At 73.3% G+C, this 19,152-nt stretch carries 18 protein-coding genes and 1 pseudogene; 10 read left to right on the plus strand and 9 right to left on the minus strand.

Annotated features, from left to right (window positions below; genetic code table 11):
* Positions 1-277 precede the first annotated feature (277 nt).
* The gene (locus tag IE239_RS34830) at positions 278-1,306 is read left to right on the plus strand and encodes a LacI family DNA-binding transcriptional regulator (RefSeq protein WP_190153475.1); all 1,029 of its coding nucleotides are present in this window, start codon (positions 278-280) and stop codon (positions 1,304-1,306) included.
* A gap of 44 nt (positions 1,307-1,350) precedes the next feature.
* Here IE239_RS34830 and IE239_RS34835 read toward each other — a convergent pair whose 3' ends face one another.
* Complete coding sequence (locus IE239_RS34835; RefSeq protein WP_190153518.1) at positions 1,351-2,142, minus strand: VOC family protein; 792 nt, start codon at positions 2,140-2,142, stop codon at positions 1,351-1,353.
* Between the two features lie 426 nt (positions 2,143-2,568).
* Between IE239_RS34835 and IE239_RS34840 the strand changes: the two genes are divergently transcribed.
* Entirely contained in the window at positions 2,569-2,814 is a 246-nt protein-coding gene (locus IE239_RS34840; protein WP_190153476.1) for a WhiB family transcriptional regulator, read from the plus strand.
* A gap of 339 nt (positions 2,815-3,153) precedes the next feature.
* Here IE239_RS34840 and IE239_RS34845 read toward each other — a convergent pair whose 3' ends face one another.
* From IE239_RS34845 to ssgD, 4 genes are all read right to left on the minus strand, one after another.
* A complete protein-coding gene (locus IE239_RS34845) occupies positions 3,154-4,128 on the minus strand; it encodes an acyl-ACP desaturase (RefSeq protein WP_190153477.1) in 975 nt (324 codons plus the stop codon).
* Positions 4,129-4,355: 227 nt separating this feature from the next.
* Entirely contained in the window at positions 4,356-5,132 is a 777-nt protein-coding gene (ddaH, locus tag IE239_RS34850; RefSeq protein WP_190153478.1) for a dimethylargininase, read from the minus strand.
* Between the two features lie 138 nt (positions 5,133-5,270).
* Positions 5,271-6,893 (minus strand): ABC-F family ATP-binding cassette domain-containing protein, encoded by a 1,623-nt coding sequence (locus IE239_RS34855; RefSeq protein ID WP_190153479.1) that lies wholly within the window; start codon positions 6,891-6,893, stop codon positions 5,271-5,273.
* 278 nt (positions 6,894-7,171) lie between these two features.
* Positions 7,172-7,588, minus strand: coding sequence for a spore wall synthesis regulator SsgD (gene ssgD / locus IE239_RS34860; protein WP_190153480.1), 417 nt, complete (start codon positions 7,586-7,588; stop codon positions 7,172-7,174).
* Positions 7,589-7,841: 253 nt separating this feature from the next.
* Here ssgD and IE239_RS34865 point away from each other — a divergent pair, with 253 nt between their 5' ends.
* The 3 genes from IE239_RS34865 (at position 7,842) to IE239_RS34875 (ending at position 10,156) form a co-directional block, all read left to right on the plus strand.
* Positions 7,842-8,921, plus strand: a complete 1,080-nt coding sequence (locus tag IE239_RS34865; protein ID WP_190153481.1) for a WD40/YVTN/BNR-like repeat-containing protein — start codon at positions 7,842-7,844, stop codon at positions 8,919-8,921.
* A 96-nt stretch (positions 8,922-9,017) separates the two neighbouring features.
* A complete protein-coding gene (locus IE239_RS34870) occupies positions 9,018-9,347 on the plus strand; it encodes a plasmid stabilization protein (RefSeq protein WP_190153482.1) in 330 nt (109 codons plus the stop codon).
* 86 nt (positions 9,348-9,433) lie between these two features.
* Complete coding sequence (locus IE239_RS34875; RefSeq protein WP_190153483.1) at positions 9,434-10,156, plus strand: endonuclease V; 723 nt, start codon at positions 9,434-9,436, stop codon at positions 10,154-10,156.
* Here the strand turns inward: IE239_RS34875 and IE239_RS34880 are convergent.
* Positions 10,105-10,293 carry a hypothetical protein gene (locus tag IE239_RS34880; protein WP_190153484.1) on the minus strand — a complete coding sequence of 63 codons (189 nt, stop codon included), beginning with the start codon at positions 10,291-10,293 and terminating at the stop codon, positions 10,105-10,107. The two genes, IE239_RS34875 and IE239_RS34880, sit on opposite strands and share 52 nt — an antisense overlap.
* Positions 10,294-10,762: 469 nt before the next feature.
* Entirely contained in the window at positions 10,763-11,935 is a 1,173-nt protein-coding gene (locus IE239_RS34885; protein ID WP_190153485.1) for a saccharopine dehydrogenase family protein, read from the minus strand.
* A gap of 182 nt (positions 11,936-12,117) precedes the next feature.
* Between IE239_RS34885 and IE239_RS34890 the strand changes: the two genes are divergently transcribed.
* From IE239_RS34890 to IE239_RS34900, 3 genes are read left to right on the plus strand one after another with little or no spacing between them, the layout of a single operon-like run.
* Positions 12,118-13,287, plus strand: a complete 1,170-nt coding sequence (locus tag IE239_RS34890) for a CaiB/BaiF CoA transferase family protein (protein ID WP_190153486.1) — start codon at positions 12,118-12,120, stop codon at positions 13,285-13,287.
* A gap of 39 nt (positions 13,288-13,326) precedes the next feature.
* Positions 13,327-14,541 (plus strand): acetyl-CoA C-acetyltransferase, encoded by a 1,215-nt coding sequence (locus tag IE239_RS34895; RefSeq protein WP_190153487.1) that lies wholly within the window; start codon positions 13,327-13,329, stop codon positions 14,539-14,541.
* Positions 14,542-14,581: 40 nt separating this feature from the next.
* Positions 14,582-16,759, plus strand: a complete 2,178-nt coding sequence (locus IE239_RS34900; protein WP_190153488.1) for a 3-hydroxyacyl-CoA dehydrogenase NAD-binding domain-containing protein — start codon at positions 14,582-14,584, stop codon at positions 16,757-16,759.
* A gap of 13 nt (positions 16,760-16,772) precedes the next feature.
* Here IE239_RS34900 and IE239_RS34905 read toward each other — a convergent pair whose 3' ends face one another.
* Positions 16,773-17,486, minus strand: a complete 714-nt coding sequence (locus tag IE239_RS34905; RefSeq protein WP_190153489.1) for a MerR family transcriptional regulator — start codon at positions 17,484-17,486, stop codon at positions 16,773-16,775.
* Between the two features lie 222 nt (positions 17,487-17,708).
* Here IE239_RS34905 and IE239_RS42620 point away from each other — a divergent pair.
* Positions 17,709-17,864, plus strand: a pseudogene (locus IE239_RS42620) (Appr-1-p processing protein); the annotation flags it as partial.
* Positions 17,861-18,844: a PfkB family carbohydrate kinase gene (locus tag IE239_RS34910; RefSeq protein WP_190153490.1), complete on the plus strand. Its 984-nt coding sequence runs from the start codon at positions 17,861-17,863 to the stop codon at positions 18,842-18,844. The pseudogene IE239_RS42620 and the gene IE239_RS34910, both read left to right, overlap by 4 nt.
* Positions 18,845-18,970: 126 nt before the next feature.
* Here the strand turns inward: IE239_RS34910 and IE239_RS34915 are convergent, their stop codons facing one another.
* Positions 18,971-19,150 carry a hypothetical protein gene (locus IE239_RS34915; RefSeq protein WP_190153491.1) on the minus strand — a complete coding sequence of 60 codons (180 nt, stop codon included), beginning with the start codon at positions 19,148-19,150 and terminating at the stop codon, positions 18,971-18,973.
* Positions 19,151-19,152: the final 2 nt, after the last annotated feature.

A 19,152-nucleotide genomic window follows, 5' to 3' on the forward strand; every position in this document is an offset into this window, starting at 1 on the left:
CGTTCCCCGGACGCGGCCCGTTCCCCGGACGCGGCCCGTTCCCCGGACGCGGCCCGTTCCCCGGACGCGGCCCGTTCCCCGGACGCGGCCCGTTCCCCGGACGCGGCCCGTTCCCGGGCGGGACGTTGTCCGTTCCCCGGACGTCGCTCGTCCCGGTCGTCGTGCGACTCGCACGAGCACGGAGCCGGCGGCTGTCGGGCCGACGGCGAGAGCGCTCTCACCGTGACCGCCTCGCGGGGCTATCCTGATCCGCAGCCGGCCCAGGAGGAGTCCCGAAGTGACCGAGACAGCGCCGCGTCCCACGCTGGAGGCCGTGGCAGCCCGGGCCGGGGTCTCCCGGGCGACCGTGTCGCGGGTCGTCAACGGCGGGGACGGTGTGCGCGAACCGCTCGTCGCGCGAGTGCGGCAGGCCGTGGACGAACTCGGATACGTGCCCAACCAGGCCGCGCGCAGCCTTGTCACCCGACGGCACGACGCGGTCGCCGTCATCATCGCCGAACCGGAGACCCGGGTCTTCGCCGATCCCTTCTTCGCTCTCCAGCTGCGCGGCATCAGCAAGGAACTGACGGCTCAGGACAACCAGTTGGTGCTGCTGCTCACCGAGGGCCGCGACGACCACGCCCGCGTCGCCCGCTACCTCGCCGGCGGCCATGTCGACGGGGCGCTGGTCTTCTCGCTGCACCTCGACGACCCGCTGCCCGGCCTGATCCAGGGCGCGGGCGTGCCGACCGTGTTCGGGGGGCGTCCCGGCTGGAGCGACGGCACCCGGGACGTCGTCTACGTCGACAGCGACAACCGCGGCGGCGCCCGCGAGGCCGTGCGCCTCCTGACCGGTCTCGGCCGCACCCGTATCGCCCACATCAGCGGCCCCCTCGACCAGACCTCGGCGGCGGACCGGCTCGACGGATACCGGCAGGTGGTGGGCGACACCGGGCCGCATCTCGTCGTCGAGAGCGACTTCACCCCCGGCGGCGGCGAGCGCGCCATGCGCGAACTGCTGGACCGCTGCCCCGACGTCGACGCGGTGTTCGCCGCCAACGACCTCACCGCCTCGGGCGTGCTGCGCGTGCTGCGCGAACACGGGCGGCGCGTGCCCGAGGACGTCGCGGTGGTGGGGTTCGACGACATGCTGCCCGTCGCCGAGCAGACCGATCCGCCGCTGACGACGGTCCGCCAGGACATCGAGGAGATGGGCCGGATCATGGCCCGTCTTCTGCTGCGCCGTCTCGACCGGCGCGGGGCCGGCGAGGAACAGGGCGGCGGGGTCGTGCTGCCCACCACGCTGGTGCGCCGGGCGTCGGCGTAGATCCGTGCGGCCTCAGGGACCTGCCCCGGCCGGCCGGGGCAGGCTCACTGCTCCCGGGGCGCGCTCTTGATCACGGCGAAACGGGCGCCGTAGGGGTCGGCGAGCCGGGCGACGCGGCCGACTCCTTCGAGGTTCGTGGCGGGCATCCGCACACCGGCGCCCAGCTCCTCGGCCCTGGCGACCGCCGCGTCCACGTCGGCGGCCTCGAAATAGGGCAGCCAGTACGCCTGCGACCCGGCCTCGGTGGGGTCGTCGGACAGCGGGACGATGCCGCCGAACATCGCGTCCTCGTCGGCGCCGGCCGGGTTGACGCAGGTGTACGTGCCACCGGGGAAGGGAACCGCGTAGGTCTCCAGGCCCAGCGTCGCGTGGTAGAAGGCGGCAGCCGCGGCGATGTCCGGCGTGTAGAGCTCGACCCAGCACAGCGAGCCGGGCTCGTTCGCCACGTCCACGCCCTTGGTCCGGCCCGGCTGCCAGAGGCCGAACGGCACTCCCGCCTGGTCGGCGAGGATCGCCATGGTGCCTTCGCCCATCACGTCCATCGGCGCGAGGGTCACTCTGCCGTGCGCCTGCTCGGCGGCCTCCGCCGTCGCCCGGGCGTCCGCCGTCGCGAAGTACACCGTCCACGACGGCGGGCCCTGTTCCGGTGTGGTCTGCATGCCGCCCGCCACGGTCTTCCCGTCCAGCTGGAAGTAGCCGTAGCCGCCGGCCTCGGGCCCCGCCGACCGGAAGCTCCAGCCGAACAGAGCGCCGTAGAAGGCGGTGGCGCCGTCGATGTCGGGCGTGCCGACGTCGATCCAGTTCGGGGCGCCGTCGACGAAACGGGTGGTGAGCATCATCGCCCTCCTCGCAGGGGTCCCGTCCAGTGCACTGCCGAGTCTGGCACCGACCACTGACAACCGCTGCCGGAGCGGGGCCACGGAGTCGGACGGTCCCACGGACACCGGCGGTCCCAAGGAGCCGGAAGGTCCCACGGACACCGGCGGCCGTATGGACGCGGACGGCCCAAGGGCGGGGAGGGCCGGACGGACTGTCGGCGCAGGCGCAGCCGCGGGCGGTCGTCGTAGGCCCGCGCGCGCCGCCGTGCGTCGCGGCGGTCGCCCGGGCCATCATCGAGGCGGCGGGTCTTCCCGGCATCAGGGCATCGGGAATCGGGGTCTTGGGGCATCGGGCATTCGGACGGACCGGGTCCGGGCCCGGCAGCGGCGTGCGTATATCCGGCGTTGATCGAACGTTTTGCGCCGCCGGGCACGATCTTCGCCATGTACACCGACACGATTCCCACCCCCGACCTCACCTGGCAGCGGGAAGCGCTGTGCGCACAGACCGGGGCGGAGTTCTTCTTCCCCGAGCCCGGCAGTTCGGTGCGGGAGGCCAAGCGCATCTGCGGCATGTGCGAGATGCGCCCCGCCTGCCTCGACTACGCCCTGGCCCACGACGAACGCTTCGGCGTCTGGGGCGGCCTCTCCGAGAAGGAGCGTCTGGAGATCAGGCGCACGGCGCACTGAACGGGCAGGTCACCCCGGCCGGACCGGTGGGGCGGACCTGTGAGCCGGGTCGGTGGGTCGGACCGGGCGGGGCCCACGGAGATCCCGGGATCCGGGCGACCGCGTCGCGGGGGCGCGGTCGAGGATTTCGGGCCGGGCGTGCGGACAGGGCGCGCGAAGGCACGCGCCCGCCCGGCGGATCGACACCGTTCCCGGCGCGTGGGCTTCGCTCCCACCCGGCGCGTGGCGCCGGTCGCCTGCCCGGGGCCGACCGGCGCCACGCCCCTGACGACGCGAACGGCCCGCACGGGGGAGGCGTTTCCCCTGTGCGAGCCGTCGGAGCGAGCGTGGCGGAGCCGGTCAGCCCGCGGCGCGTGCCGCCATGCGGGCCTTGCGGGCGGCCAGCTTCTCGTCGAACTTCAGCGCCTCGGCGTCCAGCCCGCCCATGTACAGGCCGATCTCCTCCTGCGCCTTCAGGCCCTCCGGACCGAGGCCGTCGATCTCCATGACCTTGAGGAACCGCAGCACCGGCTGGATGACGTCGTCGTGGTGGATGCGCAGGTTGTAGACCTCGCCGATGGCCATCTGCGCGGCGAACCGCTCGAAGCCGGGCATGCCGTGACCGGGCATGCGGAAGTTGACCAGCACGTCGCGCACGGCCTGCATGGTCATGTCCGGGGCGAGCTCGAACGCGGCCTTCAGGAGGTTGCGGTAGAAGACCATGTGCAGGTTCTCGTCGGTCGCGATGCGTGCCAGCATGCGGTCGCAGACCGGGTCGCCGGACTGGTGGCCGGTGTTGCGGTGCGAGACGCGGGTCGCCAGCTCCTGGAAGGCGACATAGGCGACCGAGTGGAGCATCGAGTGCCGGTTGTCGGACTCGAAGCCCTCGCTCATGTGGGACATGCGGAACTGCTCGAGCTTGTCCGGGTCCACCGCGCGCGAGGCGAGCAGGTAGTCGCGCATCACGATGCCGTGCCGGCCCTCCTCGGCCGTCCAGCGGTGCACCCAGGTGCCCCAGGCGCCGTCCCGGCCGAAGAGCGAGGCGATCTCGTGGTGGTAGCTGGGCAGGTTGTCCTCGGTGAGCAGGTTCACGACCAGCGCGATCCGGCCGATCTCGGTGACCTTGGACTGCCCCTTCTCCCAGGCCTCGCCGTCCTCGAAGAGGCCGGGGAAGTTGCGGCCGTCGCTCCAGGGCACGTACTCGTGGGGCATCCAGTCCTTGGTGACCTTCAGATGCCGGTTGAGTTCGGTCTCGACCACTTCCTCCAGCGCGTACAGCAGCTTGGCGTCGGTCCAGACGGCGGGGCTGCCGAGGTGAGGGGAGGCGATCGTCACGAGAACTCCAGGGGACGTGAAGCGGAGCGGAACACTCCGGCGAGCGGGGCCGGAACTTACGGGATCGTAGGCTACGTCACCGTAGGTTACGAAACCGTAAGTTAAGGGCGCTGTAAACATCGCTGATCAGCAGCAGTACGCCGGGCGATTCGACTCCTGCTCGGCCCCACCCGAACAGCTCCGGGAACCGCAGGTCCCAAGGTTGAACGGGTGATGCGATCCCGGGGTCAGACGTACAGATCACGCAACCGGACCGAGAGGCACGTCACACATCCCTCGAGCTTCTCGAACTCGCCGATGTCGACCACGACGGGCTCGTGACCGAGATCGGCGAGCAACTCGGCCGTCTTCGGCGCGCTCGCCGCCATGAGCAGCCGCGGGCCGCCGAGGAGCACCACGTGCGAGCCGGACTCCTCGGGCACCGAGAGGAACCTGGGGAACAGCGACGGGCGGTCCAGGTGGGGGATGTGGCCGATCACCGTTCCGTCCGGCAGCGCCGTGACCGCCGACTTCAGATGCAGCACCTTGCTCACCGGCACGGCCACGACCCGCGCCCCCAGCGGTTCGAAGGCGGCCCGCACCTGCTGGACGCCGACCGCGTTGGTCCGCCCGCCCCGGCCGACGTGGATCGTGTCGCCCACCTTGAGGACGTCGCCGCCGTCCAGCGTGCCCGGCTCCCAGATCCAGTTCACCGAGCAGCCCAGGCGCGCCACGGCCTCCTCCACCCCGAGGGTCTCGTCCCGCCGGGACTCGGCCCCGGAGCGCGCGATCAGGGCGACGTTCTTGTACATCACCACCGTGTCCTCGACGAACACGGAGTCCGGGCAGTCGTCGGCGGGGTCGACCTCGACGGTCTCCCAGCCGTGCGTGCGCAGCGCCTCGGCGTAGGCCTCCCACTGCCGCAGGGCGAGCTCCACGTCGACCTTCTCCCGCTCGACATGCGTGACCAGGCCTTCGGCGAGGCGTGGGCTGGGGCGGCGGATGAGGGCCTTCTTGCTGGGCACGTCCAGGTCTCCGAATCGGGTGGCGCGACCGGCGCCTCGGACGCGGCGCCGGTCAGCCATCATGCAGCGCGGGACCACCAGGACAAAACCCCGCAGTAACAATGTGGCCCTCCTGAGACCCGCGCGGAGCGCAAAGGCCTACACCGGGCCCGACACCTCCTCGGCCGTCGTCTCCCGCAGTTCCCCGTCCAGCAGCAGCCACCGGGTGATGCCGATGGACTCCAGGAACGGCAGATCGTGACTGGCCACGATCAACGCCCCCTCGTAGGACTCCAGAGCCGTGGTGAGCTGACGCACGCTCGCCATGTCGAGGTTGTTGGTGGGCTCGTCCAGCAGCAGCAGCTGCGGCGCGGGCTCGGCCAGCATCAGGGCCGCCAGGGTCGCCCGGAAGCGTTCCCCGCCGGACAGCGTCGCCGCCTTCCGGTCGGCGCGGGCGCCCCGGAACAGGAAGCGGGCCAGCCGGGCCCGCACCCGGTTGCCGGTGGCTCCCGGCGCGAGGCGGGCCACGTTCTCGGCGACGGTGAGCTCGTCGTCGAGGATGTCGAGACGCTGGGGCAGGAAACGCAGCGGCACGCGCGCGTTCGCCTCGCCCGCCTCCGGCGCCAGCTCACCGGCGATCGTGCGCAGCAGTGTCGTCTTGCCCGCGCCGTTGCGCCCGACCAGGGCGACCCGCTCGGGGCCGCGCAGGTCGAAACCACCGGCCACGCGCGCGCCGTACGCGAGCCGCAGGTCCATCAGGGTGAGGACCTCGCGCCCCGGCGGCACCGCCGTGTGGGGGAGGTCGACGCGGATCTCGTCGTCGTCCCGTACGGCCTCGGCCGCTTCGTCGAGCCGTTCCCTGGCCTCGGCGAGTCTTTCCTCGTGCATGATGCGGAGCTTGCCCGCGGACTCCTGCGCCGCGCGCATGCGTGCCCCCATGACGATCTTCGGCTCGCGTTTCTGCTCGTACATCTTCTGCCCGTACCGCCTGCGGCGGGCCAGCCTGACCCGGGCGTCGGACAGTTCGCGCTTCTGCTTGCGCAGGTCGGCCTCCGCCACGCGCACCATGCGCTCGGCGGCGTCCTGCTCGGTGGCCAGCGCCTCCTCGTACGCCGAGAAACCGCCGCCGTACCAGGTGACCTTCCCGGAGCGCAGGTCGGCGATCTGGTCGACGAGGTCGAGCAGCTCCCGGTCGTGGCTGACCACGACCAGGACGCCGGGCCAGGCCGAGACGGCCGCGTACAGCCGCCGTCTCGCGTACAGGTCGAGGTTGTTGGTCGGCTCGTCCAGCAGCAGGACGTCCGGCCGGCGCAGCAGCAGGGCGGCCAGCCGCAGCAGGACGGACTCGCCGCCCGACACCTCGCCGACGGTGCGGTCGAGGTCGACGTGACCGAGTCCGAGTTCGCCGAGGGCGGCCAGGGCGCGCTCCTCGACGTCCCAGTCGTCGCCGACGGTCGCGAAACGCTCCTCGGACACGTCACCGGCCTCGATGGCGTGCAGGGCGGCGCGCTGCGCGGCGATGCCGAGGACGGCGTCCACCCTCAGGGAGGTGTCCAGGGTGACGTTCTGCGGGAGATGGCCGACCTCGCCGGCGACGCGCACCGTGCCGTCGGCGGGGGCGAGCTCTGCGGCGATCAGCTTCAGCAGGGTCGACTTGCCGGAGCCGTTGACGCCGACCAGTCCGGTGCGTCCGGGGCCGAAGGCGATGTCGAGTCCCTTGAAGACGGGGGTGCCGTCCGGCCAGGAGAAGGCGAGGGAGGTACAGGTGACGGAATGAGTCAAAGCGGGCCTCGTCGGGTGCGTGTGCGGTCAGGGCAACGCGTGTCGAGACACCGGGAAGCGGCGACCACCGCCGGGGCGGGGGAACGCGGAGGACAGCAGGAGGATCCCGCTCCGCAGGGACGGCTCGCAGGCCGAGGTCGCACGCGGCGCGCACACTCCAGACGTGTGGCGCGGTGTCTCAGGACCTCAGAGGAGCAACGTCCTTCTCCGATCGACGGCAACAGAACCGTTCACACCGTAGGAGGGCTCGAGAGAGCCGTCAAAGGATTAAAAACGGATCAGCAGGCGTCGCGCATCAGTTCCGCCAGGTCGTGGTCGAGGTCGAGCTGCCGGTACTCGGTGCCGGTGGGCACCAGCTCGCCCGCGGCCTCCAGGAAGCGGCGGATGTCGGCGGAGTGCACGTGCACGACGGCGGTGCCCTCGGGCGCGTGGAACTCCAGCACCGTGCGGTCGTACCCGTAGGGGCGTACCCGGACGTCGCCGTGGCCCTCGGCGTCGTGCAGGCCGGCCGAGAGGAGTTCACGGGCGAAGGTCCAGCAGACCTCGACGCCCTCCAGGGTGGCCGGAGCGGGGAACGTCATCCGGACGGCGAAGGGATCCTGGCGGTCGTAGTGCAAGGTGGCGGGGATGCTCTGCATGCGTGGCGCGGCGGCGACCAGGCGGGCCTCGACGGGCTGCTCGATGACGGTGGACAACGCCTTGCTCCCTCGTGACGGCGGGACGGACTTCCGGGCGGTGCGTCCGGACACTGGAAGAGACGCCTGAACCGGCCTATCCGTGCACACGCATTTCTAGTGACCTCGGTCACCGCCTTTCATGCACGCGAGTGACTCACCACTCTTCTCGTGCCCTGGGAGGCGGCTGAGGCGATCGCGGCATCTGGACGCCGGTGAAAGCCGTGGGCTAGCTTCCCCCGCCATGAGGCGCTTGGGGAAGACGCGACGCACGATGCGGACGACACGAACGGGCGGCCGGGCGGCGGCCGCGGCCTGCGGGGCGGCGCTCGCCGTCCTGACCGCGCTGCCGGCCCAGGCGCACACCGGGGCCCCCTCGCCGCCGCACTGGGCCCTCAAGGAAACCGGCGACGCGGCCGTGCGCTTTCGCGGGCTCGCGGCGGTCGACCGCGCCACCGCGTGGGTGGCCGGCACCCGGGGCACGGTCCTGCGCACCGTCGACGGCGGCGCGACCTGGCGCGACGTCTCGCCGCCCGGCGCCGCCGACCTGCAGTTCCGCGACGTCGAGGCGTTCGACGCGCGCCACGCGGTGGTGCTGGCCATCGGGGAGGGCGAGGCGTCGCGCGTCTACCGCACCGAGGACGGCGGGACGACCTGGACGGAGTCCTTCCGCAACGCCGACGCCCGCGCGTTCTACGACTGCATGACCTTCTTCGACCGCCGCCACGGTCTCGCCGTGAGCGACCCGGTGGACGGGCGGTTCCGCGTCCTGTCGACGAGCGACGGCGGTCGTTCCTGGACGGTGCTGCCCGACCGCGGGATGCCGGCCGCCCAGGACGGCGAGGCCGGTTTCGCCGCGAGCGGTCAGTGTCTTGCCGCCTCCGGACCGAAGGACGTCTGGCTGGCGACCGGCGGCGCCGCACGCGCGCGGGTGCTGCACTCCTCCGACCGCGGACTGACCTGGAAGGCCGCCGACGCGCCCGTCCCGGCCGGCGACCCCGCGCGCGGGGTCTTCGCCGTCGCCTTCCGCGACCGTGTACACGGCCTCGCCGTCGGCGGCGACTACCGTCCCGACCAGCCGTCCCCGCAGGCCGCCGCCGCGACCGGGGACGGCGGCCGCGCGTGGCGGCCCGCCGCCTCGCCCCCGCCTGCCTACCGCTCCGGCGTCGCCTGGATCCCGCACAGCCGTTCCGCCGCGCTCGCCGTCGGCCCCACCGGCACCGACCTGACCACCGACGCGGGCCGCACCTGGCGCACGGTCGACACCGGCTCGTACGACACCGTCGACTGCGCCGCCGACCTCGGCTGCTGGGCCGCGGGCGAAAAGGGACGGGTGGCCCGCCTGGAGAGGTGAGCGCCCGGAGAGCTGCGTGCTCCAAGAGGCGCGCACTCGGAGAGGCGCCGGTTTCCGGGTACCCGGAGGGGGCGAACGCGAAAGGAGTGAGCGTCCATGCCACGCGGTTCCAGCCCCAAGCGGGAGCGCCAGTACGAGCACATCAAGGAGAGCGCGCAGGACCGGGGCGAGAGCGCCGGCCGCGCCAAGGAGATCGCCGCCCGGACGGTCAACAAGGAGCGCGCCCGGGCCGGCGAGTCGAAGACCGCCAGTCGTACCTCCACGCAGGACATGTCGTCCGGCAGGCGCGGCGGACAGCGGTCGGGCAAGGGTTCCCAGGGCCCCACGTACGACCAGCTGTACGAGGAGGCCCGGCGACGAGGGGTCAAGGGCCGCTCGGACATGAACAAGAGTCAGCTGCAGCGCGCCCTCGACGGCAGGAGCTGACACCACCGCCCGGGGAGACAGGGCCCCGGGCACCCCGGAAACACGATCGCGAGCCCGTCCGCGGGAGTCGTACGCTCGTCACCACCATGACGACCGTGAACGTTCCCGCGGGCTGGCCCGCGACCGAGGAGGAGGCCCGCGCCGTCCAGGACGAGCTGCGGGCCGAAGTGGTGCTCGACGAGCCGGGCCCGCAGCCCGGGACGGGACACGTGACGGGGGTCGACGTCGCCTACGACGACGCACGCGACATCGTCGCGGCGGCCGCCGTGGTGCTGGACGCGGCGAGCCTCGACGTCGTCGCCGAGGCGACCGCCGTCGGGCGGATCTCCTTCCCGTACATCCCCGGACTGCTCGCGTTCCGCGAGATCCCCACCGTGCTCGCCGCGCTGGAGGCCCTGCCCTGCCCGCCCGGCCTGGTCGTCTGCGACGGCTACGGCCTCGCCCACCCGCGCCGCTTCGGCCTCGCCGCCCACCTCGGGGTCCTCACCGGACTGCCCACCTTCGGCGTCGCCAAGAACCCCTTCGCCTTCACCTACGACGACCCGGACGCGCCGCGCGGATCCTCGTCCCCGCTGCTGGCCGGCGGCGACGAGGTGGGGCGTGCGCTGCGCACCCGGGCGGGCGTGAAGCCGGTCTTCGTGTCCGTGGGCCACCGGGTCGGCCTGGACGGCGCCTGCGCCCACACCCTCGCCCTCACCCCGCGATTCCGCCTTCCGGAGACCACCCGCCGGGCGGACTCACTGTGCCGCCGGGCGCTTCAGGAGGCGACGATCCGCCAACGGCCGACCTCCGCGTCGGCGGAGTCGTAGATCACCGAGCCGTCCCCGGCCTCCAGGGCGTAGTGCTTCAGGTTGCCGCCCCAGTACCGCAGGATGCGCCCCAGCTCGCCCACCGGGTCCCGGGCCAGCGCGCCCTCGTCGACGGTGACTTCGAGAACGAACTTCATGCTGCTCCTCTTCTCGTCCGATCGCTGCGATCAGCTGCTTCAATCGTTTCATCGAAGTGCTTGTTGGCACTTTCCGGCGAAGTCGCCGAGCAGGCGGCGGGAGAAGTCCCCAATGCGGGGCAAGGACGGGACGACGGGAGCGGTCCGGTGACCTCCGCGAGCACGCCGTGCGCGGCGCGGGGCGCCGTCGCAGGACCCCCGCCGCGGACACCGTCGCAGGACGCCCGCCGCGGACACCGTCGCAGGACGCCCGCCGCGGACGCCGTCGCAGGACGCCCGCCGCGCACACCCGCTGTGCACGCCGCCTGAGCACGGCGTCCGCGCACGGCGTCCGAAGTACGCGCGCGGATGTCCGCACGCCCGTGCTCCGGGCAGGCCGCCGCATCACCACGCACCGTGCTCCTGAGCCCTCGTGCGGCGACCGGTCCGAGGCCGGCGCGGAACGGGCGCGAGGGGAGCACGGGACGTCTCAGCGGCGCGCCGCGACGCGGAACCGGACGCCCGCCCGGATCAGCCGCGCGGTCAGCGCGTCCCCCATCGCCACCGCCGTGGTGACCTGCCCCGCCGTCGGCGGGAGGGCGTCGCAGACGAGGGCCAGCGCGGCCTCCGCGAACATCTTCGCCGTCTCGTCGTAGCCGGGGTCGCCGCCCGAGACCTCGGTGCAGACCCGGCGGCCGCCGCCCTCGCCGACGAAGCGGACGGAGAACCAGCTGCGCGCCCGTGTCTGCGCGCTCGGCCCCTCGCCCGGCTTGAGACGGTCCGACAGCCAGCGCCGGGCCGGCGGCAGCTGGGCCGCCGCGACCAGCGCGCCGACCGCCGCGACGCCGCCCACGGCGACGGGCAGCCGCCGCACCGCCGCGTAGTGCCGGTAGCGGAAGTCGGGTCCGTAGCGCCGCAGGGCCCGCGCCGACCGCAGCACGATCAGCGAGTCGACGGTCGGCAGCGGCAGGGCCCAGGCGCCGACCTCCGGGGCGAACCGGGGCGCGCCCAAGGTTGCGACGGCGCGACGGCCCGGCAGCCGCGGTTCGTGCCTCCCGCGCTCCCGCGCCGCGGCCAGCATCTGCCGGCCGCGCGCGAACTGGCCGAGCGCGGAGGCGAGGGTGCCGCCCGACATGGAGGCGTCGGCGGACACGAAGCCGTCCACGGTCAACGGCACGCCCTCGGGGAGCTGCCGGACCGTGAAGTACGCGCCCAGGTCGTGCGGGACCGAGTCGAAGCCGCACGCGTGGATCAGCCGGGACCCCGTCTCCCGCGCGCGTACGTCGTGCCGCACGTACGTCAGGTCCACGAATTCCGGCTCGCCCGTGAGGTCGAGGTAGTCGGCGCCGGTGTCCGCGCAGGCGGCCACGAGCTCCTCGCCGTACCGCACGTAGGGGCCCACCGTCGTGGCCACCACGCGCGCGTGCTCCGCGAGGGCGCGCAGCGACGCCGGGTCCGAGACGTCGGCCCGCAGCACCCCGACGTCCACGCCGAGCCGTTCGCGCAGCTGTCGCAGTCTCGTCCCGTCGCGGCCGGCGATCGCCCAGCGGACCTCGGCGGGCGCGTGCGCGGCGAGGTACTCCGCGGTGAGCGTCCCGACGAAGCCGGTGGCTCCGAAGAGCACGATGTCGTACGGACGGTCCGACCTTTTCAGCCTGCTCATGACACCCCTTTGCCTTACAGCCCGCGCCGCTGTCGGTGGCTGAGGCTAGCGTGAGAAGAGCGGAGGCCGACGGCAGGTGTCCCGAAGTGTCCAAGCGCTTGCTCGTTCGGCTCTTGTGCCTGCTCCACCGCGTTCATAGCATCACTGGTGTTACATCGGTTGTGTCACAGCAAGGGGGCTGGATGACGACGGGACACGCGGCCGGGCAGGGCCCGCTGGCAGGGGTGCGGGTGGTGGAGCTGGCCGGCATCGGCCCCGGGCCCTTCGCCGGCATGCTTCTGGCCGACCTCGGCGCCGACGTCGTCCGCGTGGACCGCCCCGGCGGAGCCTCCCTCGGCATCGACCCCTCCCATGACGTGACCAACCGCAACAAGCGCTCGGTGATCGTCGACCTGAAGGCGCCGGACGGCCCCGCGCGCGTCCTGGATCTCGCCTCCCGCGCCGACGTCCTCATCGAGGGCAACCGGCCGGGAGTGGCCGAACGCCTGGGCGTCGGCCCCGAGGACTGCCACGCCCGCAACCCCCGGTTGGTCTACGGCCGGATGACCGGCTGGGGCCAGCAGGGCCCGCTCGCCCACCGCGCGGGCCACGACGTCGCCTACATCGCCCTCACCGGCGCCCTCGGCATGATCGGCGCCCCCGGCCAGCCGCCGCCCGCCCCCGCCAACCTGCTCGGCGACTACGCGGGCGGCTCCCTGTACCTCGTGGTCGGCGTCCTCGCGGCCCTGCACCACGCGCGCGAGAGCGGCGTCGGCCAGGTCGTCGACGCGGCCATCGTCGACGGCGTCGCCCACCTCTCCGCGATGATCCACGGCATGCTGGCGGCCGGCGGCTGGCAGGACCGGCGCGCCGCCAACCTCCTCGACGGCGGCTGCCCGTACTACGGGACGTACGAGACCGCCGACGGCGGCCACATGGCGGTCGGCGCGCTGGAGCCGCAGTTCTACGACGCGTTCGTGGACCTGTTGGGCCTCGAGGAGTTCCGTGAAGCCCGCAGGGACTGGACGCGCTGGGGAGAGCTGCGCGAGGCCGTCGCCGCCCGCTTCAAGGCCCGCACCCGCGCCGAGTGGACCGCCGTCTTCGAAGGCACCGACGCCTGCGTGGCGCCCGTGCTGTCGCTGCGTGAGGCCCCGCACCATCCGCACCTCGAGGCCCGCGGCACCTTCACCGACCACGGCGGCATCACCCAGCCGGCCCCCGCGCCCCGGTTCTCCGCGACACCCACGGCCGTCCGCACCGGGCCGGCCCTGCCCGGCGCCCACACCCGCGAGGTGGCCCGTGACTGGGACATACCCGCCCTCGTGACGGACCCCGCGCAGCCCGCCCCGAACCCTCCGTCCCGGGGCGACTGACCCGCCCGGCTCGGCCCACCCTCCCGAAAGGCTTGACCAGTGAGCACCGAAGCGTACGTGTACGACGCGATCCGCACCCCGCGCGGACGCGGCAAGGCGGACGGCGCCCTGCACGGCACGAAGCCCATCGACCTCGTCGTCGGCCTCATCCACGAGCTCCGCGACCGCTTCCCCGGCCTCGACCCGGCCGCCGTCGACGACATCGTGCTCGGCGTGGTCGGCCCCGTCGGCGACCAGGGCTCCGACATCGCGCGCATCGCCGCCCTCGCGGCCGGGCTGCCGGACACCGTGGCGGGCGTGCAGGAGAACCGCTTCTGCGCCTCGGGTCTGGAAGCGGTCAACCTGGCCGCCATGAAGGTCCGTTCGGGCTGGGAGGACCTCGTCCTCGCGGGCGGCGTGGAGTCGATGTCCCGGGTGCCGATGGCCTCGGACGGCGGAGCCTGGTTCAACGACCCCATGACCAACCTGGCCGTGAACTTCGTGCCGCAGGGCATCGGCGCCGACCTCATCGCGACCATCGAGGGCTTCTCCCGGCGTGACGTCGACGAGTACGCGGCCCTGTCCCAGGAGCGGGCGGCGACGGCCTGGAAGGAAGGGCGCTTCGACCGCTCGGTCGTCCCGGTGAAGGACCGCGCCGGCCTGGTCGTCCTCGACCACGACGAGCATCCGCGCCCCGGCACCACCGCCGACTCGCTCGGCAGGCTGAAGCCCTCCTTCGCCGACATCGGCGAGCTGGGCGGCTTCGACGCGGTCGCCCTGCAGAAGTACCACTGGGTGGAGAAGATCGACCACGTGCACCACGCGGGCAACTCCTCCGGCATCGTCGACGGCGCCTCCCTGGTCGCGATCGGCAGCAAGGAGGTCGGCGAGCGCCACGGACTCACCCCCCGCGCGCGGATCGTCTCCGCGGCCGTCTCCGGCTCCGAGCCGACGATCATGCTCACCGGCCCCGCGCCCGCCACCCGCAAGGCCCTCGCCAAGGCCGGTCTGACCATCGACGACATCGACCTGGTCGAGATCAACGAGGCGTTCGCGGCGGTCGTCCTGCGCTTCGTCAGGGACATGGGCCTGTCCCTGGACAAGGTCAACGTCAACGGCGGCGCGATCGCGCTGGGCCACCCCCTCGGCGCCACCGGCGCGATGATCCTCGGCACGCTCGTCGACGAACTGGAGCGCCAGGACAAGCGCTACGGCCTCGCCACGCTGTGCGTCGGCGGCGGCATGGGCATCGCCACGATCGTCGAGCGCGTCTGACCACCCCGGCGGAACCCAAGACTTCTACGGAGATCCCCTCATGACACAGAGCACCGCCATCCGCTGGGAACAGGACCGCACCGGCCTCGTCACCCTCGTCCTCGACGACCCCGACCAGTCCGCGAACACCATGAACGCGGCCTTCCGCGCCTCGCTCGCCGCGGTCGCCGACCGCCTGGAGGCCGAGCAGGACTCCGTCCGTGGCATCGTCCTCACCTCCGCCAAGAAGACCTTCTTCGCCGGCGGCGACCTGCGCGACCTGATCCGCGTCACCCCCGGCACGGCCCGCGAGTTCTTCGAGGGCGGACTGGAGATCAAGCGCAACCTCCGCCGCATCGAGACCCTCGGCAAGCCTGTCGTCGCCGCCCTGAACGGCGCGGCCCTCGGCGGCGGCTTCGAACTCGCCCTCGCCTGCCACCACCGTGTCGCCCTCGACGCGCCGGGTTCGAAGATCGGCTGCCCCGAGGTCACCCTCGGCCTGCTCCCCGGAGGCGGCGGCGTCGTGCGCACCGTGCGCCTGCTGGGCATCACCGACGCCCTCCTGAAGGTCCTCCTCAAGGGCAACCAGTACAACCCCCGCCAGGCCCTGGAGCACGGCCTGATCCACGAGGTCGCCGCCACGCCCGAGGAACTCCTCGCCAAGGCCCGCGCCTTCATCGACGCCCACCCCGAGTCGCGGCAGCCCTGGGACGAGCCGGGTCACCGCATCCCCGGCGGCACCCCGTCGAACCCCCGGTTCGCCGCCAACCTGCCCGCCTTCCCGGCCAGTCTGCGCAAGGAGACCAACGGCGCCCCCTACCCGGCGCCGCGCGCGATCCTCGCCGCTGCCGTCGAGGGCGCCCAGGTCGACTTCGAGACCGCGCAGGTCATCGAGGCCCGCTACTTCGTGGAGCTGGCCGCCGGACAGACGTCGAAGAACATGATCCAGGCGTTCTTCTTCGACCTCCAGGCCGTCAACTCCGGCGTCAGCCGCCCCCGGGGCGTCGAGCCCCGCACGGTCCGCAGGGCCGCCGTCCTGGGCGCCGGGATGATGGGCGCGGGCATCGCCTACGCGTGCGCCCGCGCGGGCATCGACGTCGTCCTGAAGGACGTCTCCCCGGAGGCCGCCGCCAAGGGCAAGGGCTACTCCGAGAAGCTCTGCGCCAAGGCCGTCGCCCGGGGACGTACCACCCGGGAGAAGGCGGACGCGCTGCTCGCCCGCATCACGCCCACCGCGGACCCCGCCGACCTGGCCGGCTGCGACGCCGTCATCGAGGCCGTCTTCGAGGACACCGCCCTCAAGCACAAGGTCTTCCAGGAGATCGAGCACATCGTGGCCCCCGACGCCCTGCTGTGCTCCAACACCTCCACCCTGCCCATCACCGCCCTGGCCGAAGGCGTCGAGCGCCAGGGCGACTTCGTCGGCCTGCACTTCTTCTCGCCCGTCGACAAGATGCCCCTCGTCGAGATCATCAAGGGCGAGCGCACCGGCGACGAGGCGCTCGCGCGCGCCTTCGACCTGGTCCGGCAGATCAGGAAGACCCCGATCGTCGTCAACGACTCGCGCGGCTTCTTCACCTCCCGTGTGATCGGCCAGTTCATCAACGAGGGCGTCGCCATGGTCGGCGAGGGCATCGAGCCCGCCTCCGTCGAGCAGGCGGCCGCGCAGGCCGGCTACCCGGCCAAGGTGCTCTCCCTGATGGACGAGCTGACGCTCACCCTTCCGCGGAAGATCCGCCGGGAGTCGAGGCGAGCCGTCGAGGAGGCCGGGGGCACCTGGACCGCGCACCCCGCCGAAGCGGTCGTCGACCGCATGGTCGACGAGTTCGGGCGCACCGGGCGCAGCGGGGGAGCGGGCTTCTACGAGTACGCCGAGGACGGCGGCCGGACCGGGCTGTGGCCCGGCCTGCGCGAGCACTTCACGCGCGCGGGGGCCGCGATCCCGTTCGAGGACATGCAGGAACGCATGCTCTTCTCCGAGGCCCTCGACACGGTCAGGCTCCTGGAGGAAGGCGTCCTGACCTCCGTCGCCGACGCCAACATCGGCTCCCTGTTCGGCATCGGCTTCCCCGGCTGGACCGGCGGCGTGCTGCAGTACATCAACGGCTACGAGGGCGGGCTCCCCGGCTTCGTGGCACGCGCGCGTGAACTCGCCGAGCGCTACGGCGACCGCTTCACCCCGCCCGCGCTGCTGGTGGCGAAGGCGGACAACGGCGAGACGTTCACGGACGCGCGCTGAGCGGGCGGGCGCCTCAGGGGGAGCCGTCGGACGGCGGCTCCCCGAGCCACTCCCGCAGCTCCTCGGTGAGCGAGCGCTGGAAGGCCGTCAGCAGGGCCTGCACGACCAGGGGCTGCATGTGCGCCGACAGTGAGCGCACCGCCTGCGCGTCGCCCTCCGGCACCTCCTCGCGCAGCAGCCGCGACAGCTCGTGGGCCGCGGCGCGCGCGTGGTCGAGGAGGACGGCGCGGGCGGCACGGATCGACTCCTGCGACAGCGGCACGTCCAGGAGCCGTACGCCCAGACGCAGCAGGCCGGGGTCGACGCCGTAGCCGTCCTGCCCGCGCCGTACGACGTTCATCGCGACGAGCCGGTCGACGTCCTCCTCGCCGAGCGGCCGTCCCGCCCTGCGCTGGAGTTCCTCGCGGGTCACCGTCTCCACCGCGTCGGGCGCCCAGGAGGCCACCACGGCCCGGTGGACGGCGAGGTCATGGGCGTCGAGCCCGGGCGGCAGCCGGTCCAGGTACCGCTCGATCGCCGCCAGCGTCAGTCCCTGCTCGCGCAGCTCCTCGATCAGCGCGAGACGGGCGAGGTGCGCGGGGCCGTAGTGACCCACCCGGCGCGGACCGATGACCGGCGGCGGCAGCAGCCCCTTGGTCGAGTAGAAGCGCACGGTACGCACCGTGACCCCCGCCCGGGCCGCCAGTTCGTCGACCGTGAGGGCCGGCTCCTCGATCTCGCTCGTCATGTGCAGCAGTATCGCTGTGACACCGGTGCTGTGACACCGGCGCTGTGAACCCCGGGGCGGCGGAGCGCGGAGCCGCGGTGCGGGCCGCGCGAGTAGCGACGCTGTGTGACGCCGGCCGCCGCATGGTCACCCCGGGCTTGGGGCCTCGCGCGCTGCGGGCGGTGCGGGCGGCGCCGGATGCGGGGGGCCGCCGCCAGGATCCGCCGGCCCGCGTAGCCGGGGGCGCTGGAACCCGGCGCGTCGGTGCACATGCCACGGATAGGCTGCGCGGTGGCCGGGGGCAAGCGGTCCCGGGTCGAGCCGCTCGTCAGCGGGCGGCTGGCGCGGCGGGGCGCAGCGGTTACGGTGCACGACCACGGGGAGGGACGACGCACATGAGCGCGGAGATCGACGGGGACGCAGCAGGGGACGTCGCAGGGGACATCGACGTGCTGGTCCTGGGCGGGGCCGGTGTGGACACCATCGTGTACGTGCCGGAGCTGCCGCTCCCGTACGCCGACAGCTACATGATCGACGGCGGGATCCGTGCCCGCGCCGGGCAGACCGGCGACTTCGTCGCCCTGGGCCTGGCCGCCCTCGGCCTGCGCACCCACCACCTGGACTTCCTCGGCGACGACCCCGAGGGCGACCTCGTGCGTGCGCTGCACCGGGACCGGGGGATCGGCCTCACCGCGATCCCGCAGCCCGCCGGCACCAAGCGCGCGGTCAACATGGTGAGCCCGGACGGGCGACGGCTCTCGCTGTACGACAACAGCCGCAGCCGCCCGGACGACCGTTTCCCCGAGGACACGCTGCGCGCCCTGGCCGCGGCGAGCCGCCACGCGCACGTGTCCATCACCCACCCCTGCGCCGAGGCCCTCCCCGTACTCCGCGAGGCGGGCGTGGGCATCTCCACCGACCTGCACAACTGGGACGGCGAGAACCCCTACCACGAGGCCTTCGCCTACGAGGCGGACGTCGTGTTCGTCTCCGTGACCGCGCTGCCGGACCCGCACGCGACCATGCGCCGGATCGCCGCGCGCGGCCGCGCCGAGGTCGTCGTCGCGACGGCCGGGGCGGAGGGCGCGTACCTGCTGACCGGGGGCGAGGTGACCCACGTCCCGGCCGCCGCCCCGCCCGCGCCGGTGATCGACTCCAACGGCGCGGGCGACGCGTTCGCGGCCGCCTTCCTCTTCGGCCGGCTCCGCGGCGAACCGCCCCGCCGGTGCGCCGAGTACGGCGCGCTGGCGGGGGCGTACGCCTGCACGGTGCCGGCCACGGAGAGCGCCGCCCTGTCGCGAGCCGGACTGCCGGGCGCGGCGACCGCCCCCGGGGCGGTCACGGCTCCGGCGGCCGCCGCCTCACAGAGCGGTGCCTGACCCGGCGTCGGCGGGCCGTGACCGCAGTCCTGCCGGCGTGCCCCGCGAGCGGGCCGACGCCCGGCGCGAGGACCCCCGGTGTGAGGACCCCGTGAGGTCTGTCACGAGGTCTGCCGGCGTGCGCCGTCAGTTCTGCTTACGTCTCGCCACGGTGAGGCCGACCACCCCGACCAGGGCGACGACCGAGCCCAGCAGCGTCAGCAGCGGCACACCGCCGATCAGACCGACAGCCATGATCACTGCTCCGACGAGCGGCAGCACCCGCCACACACCCAGACCCTCGTTGCCGTTCCGCGCGTTCGCCATGG

This window comes from Streptomyces humidus (genome assembly GCF_014649655.1).
GTDB classification, from domain to species: domain Bacteria; phylum Actinomycetota; class Actinomycetes; order Streptomycetales; family Streptomycetaceae; genus Streptomyces; species Streptomyces humidus.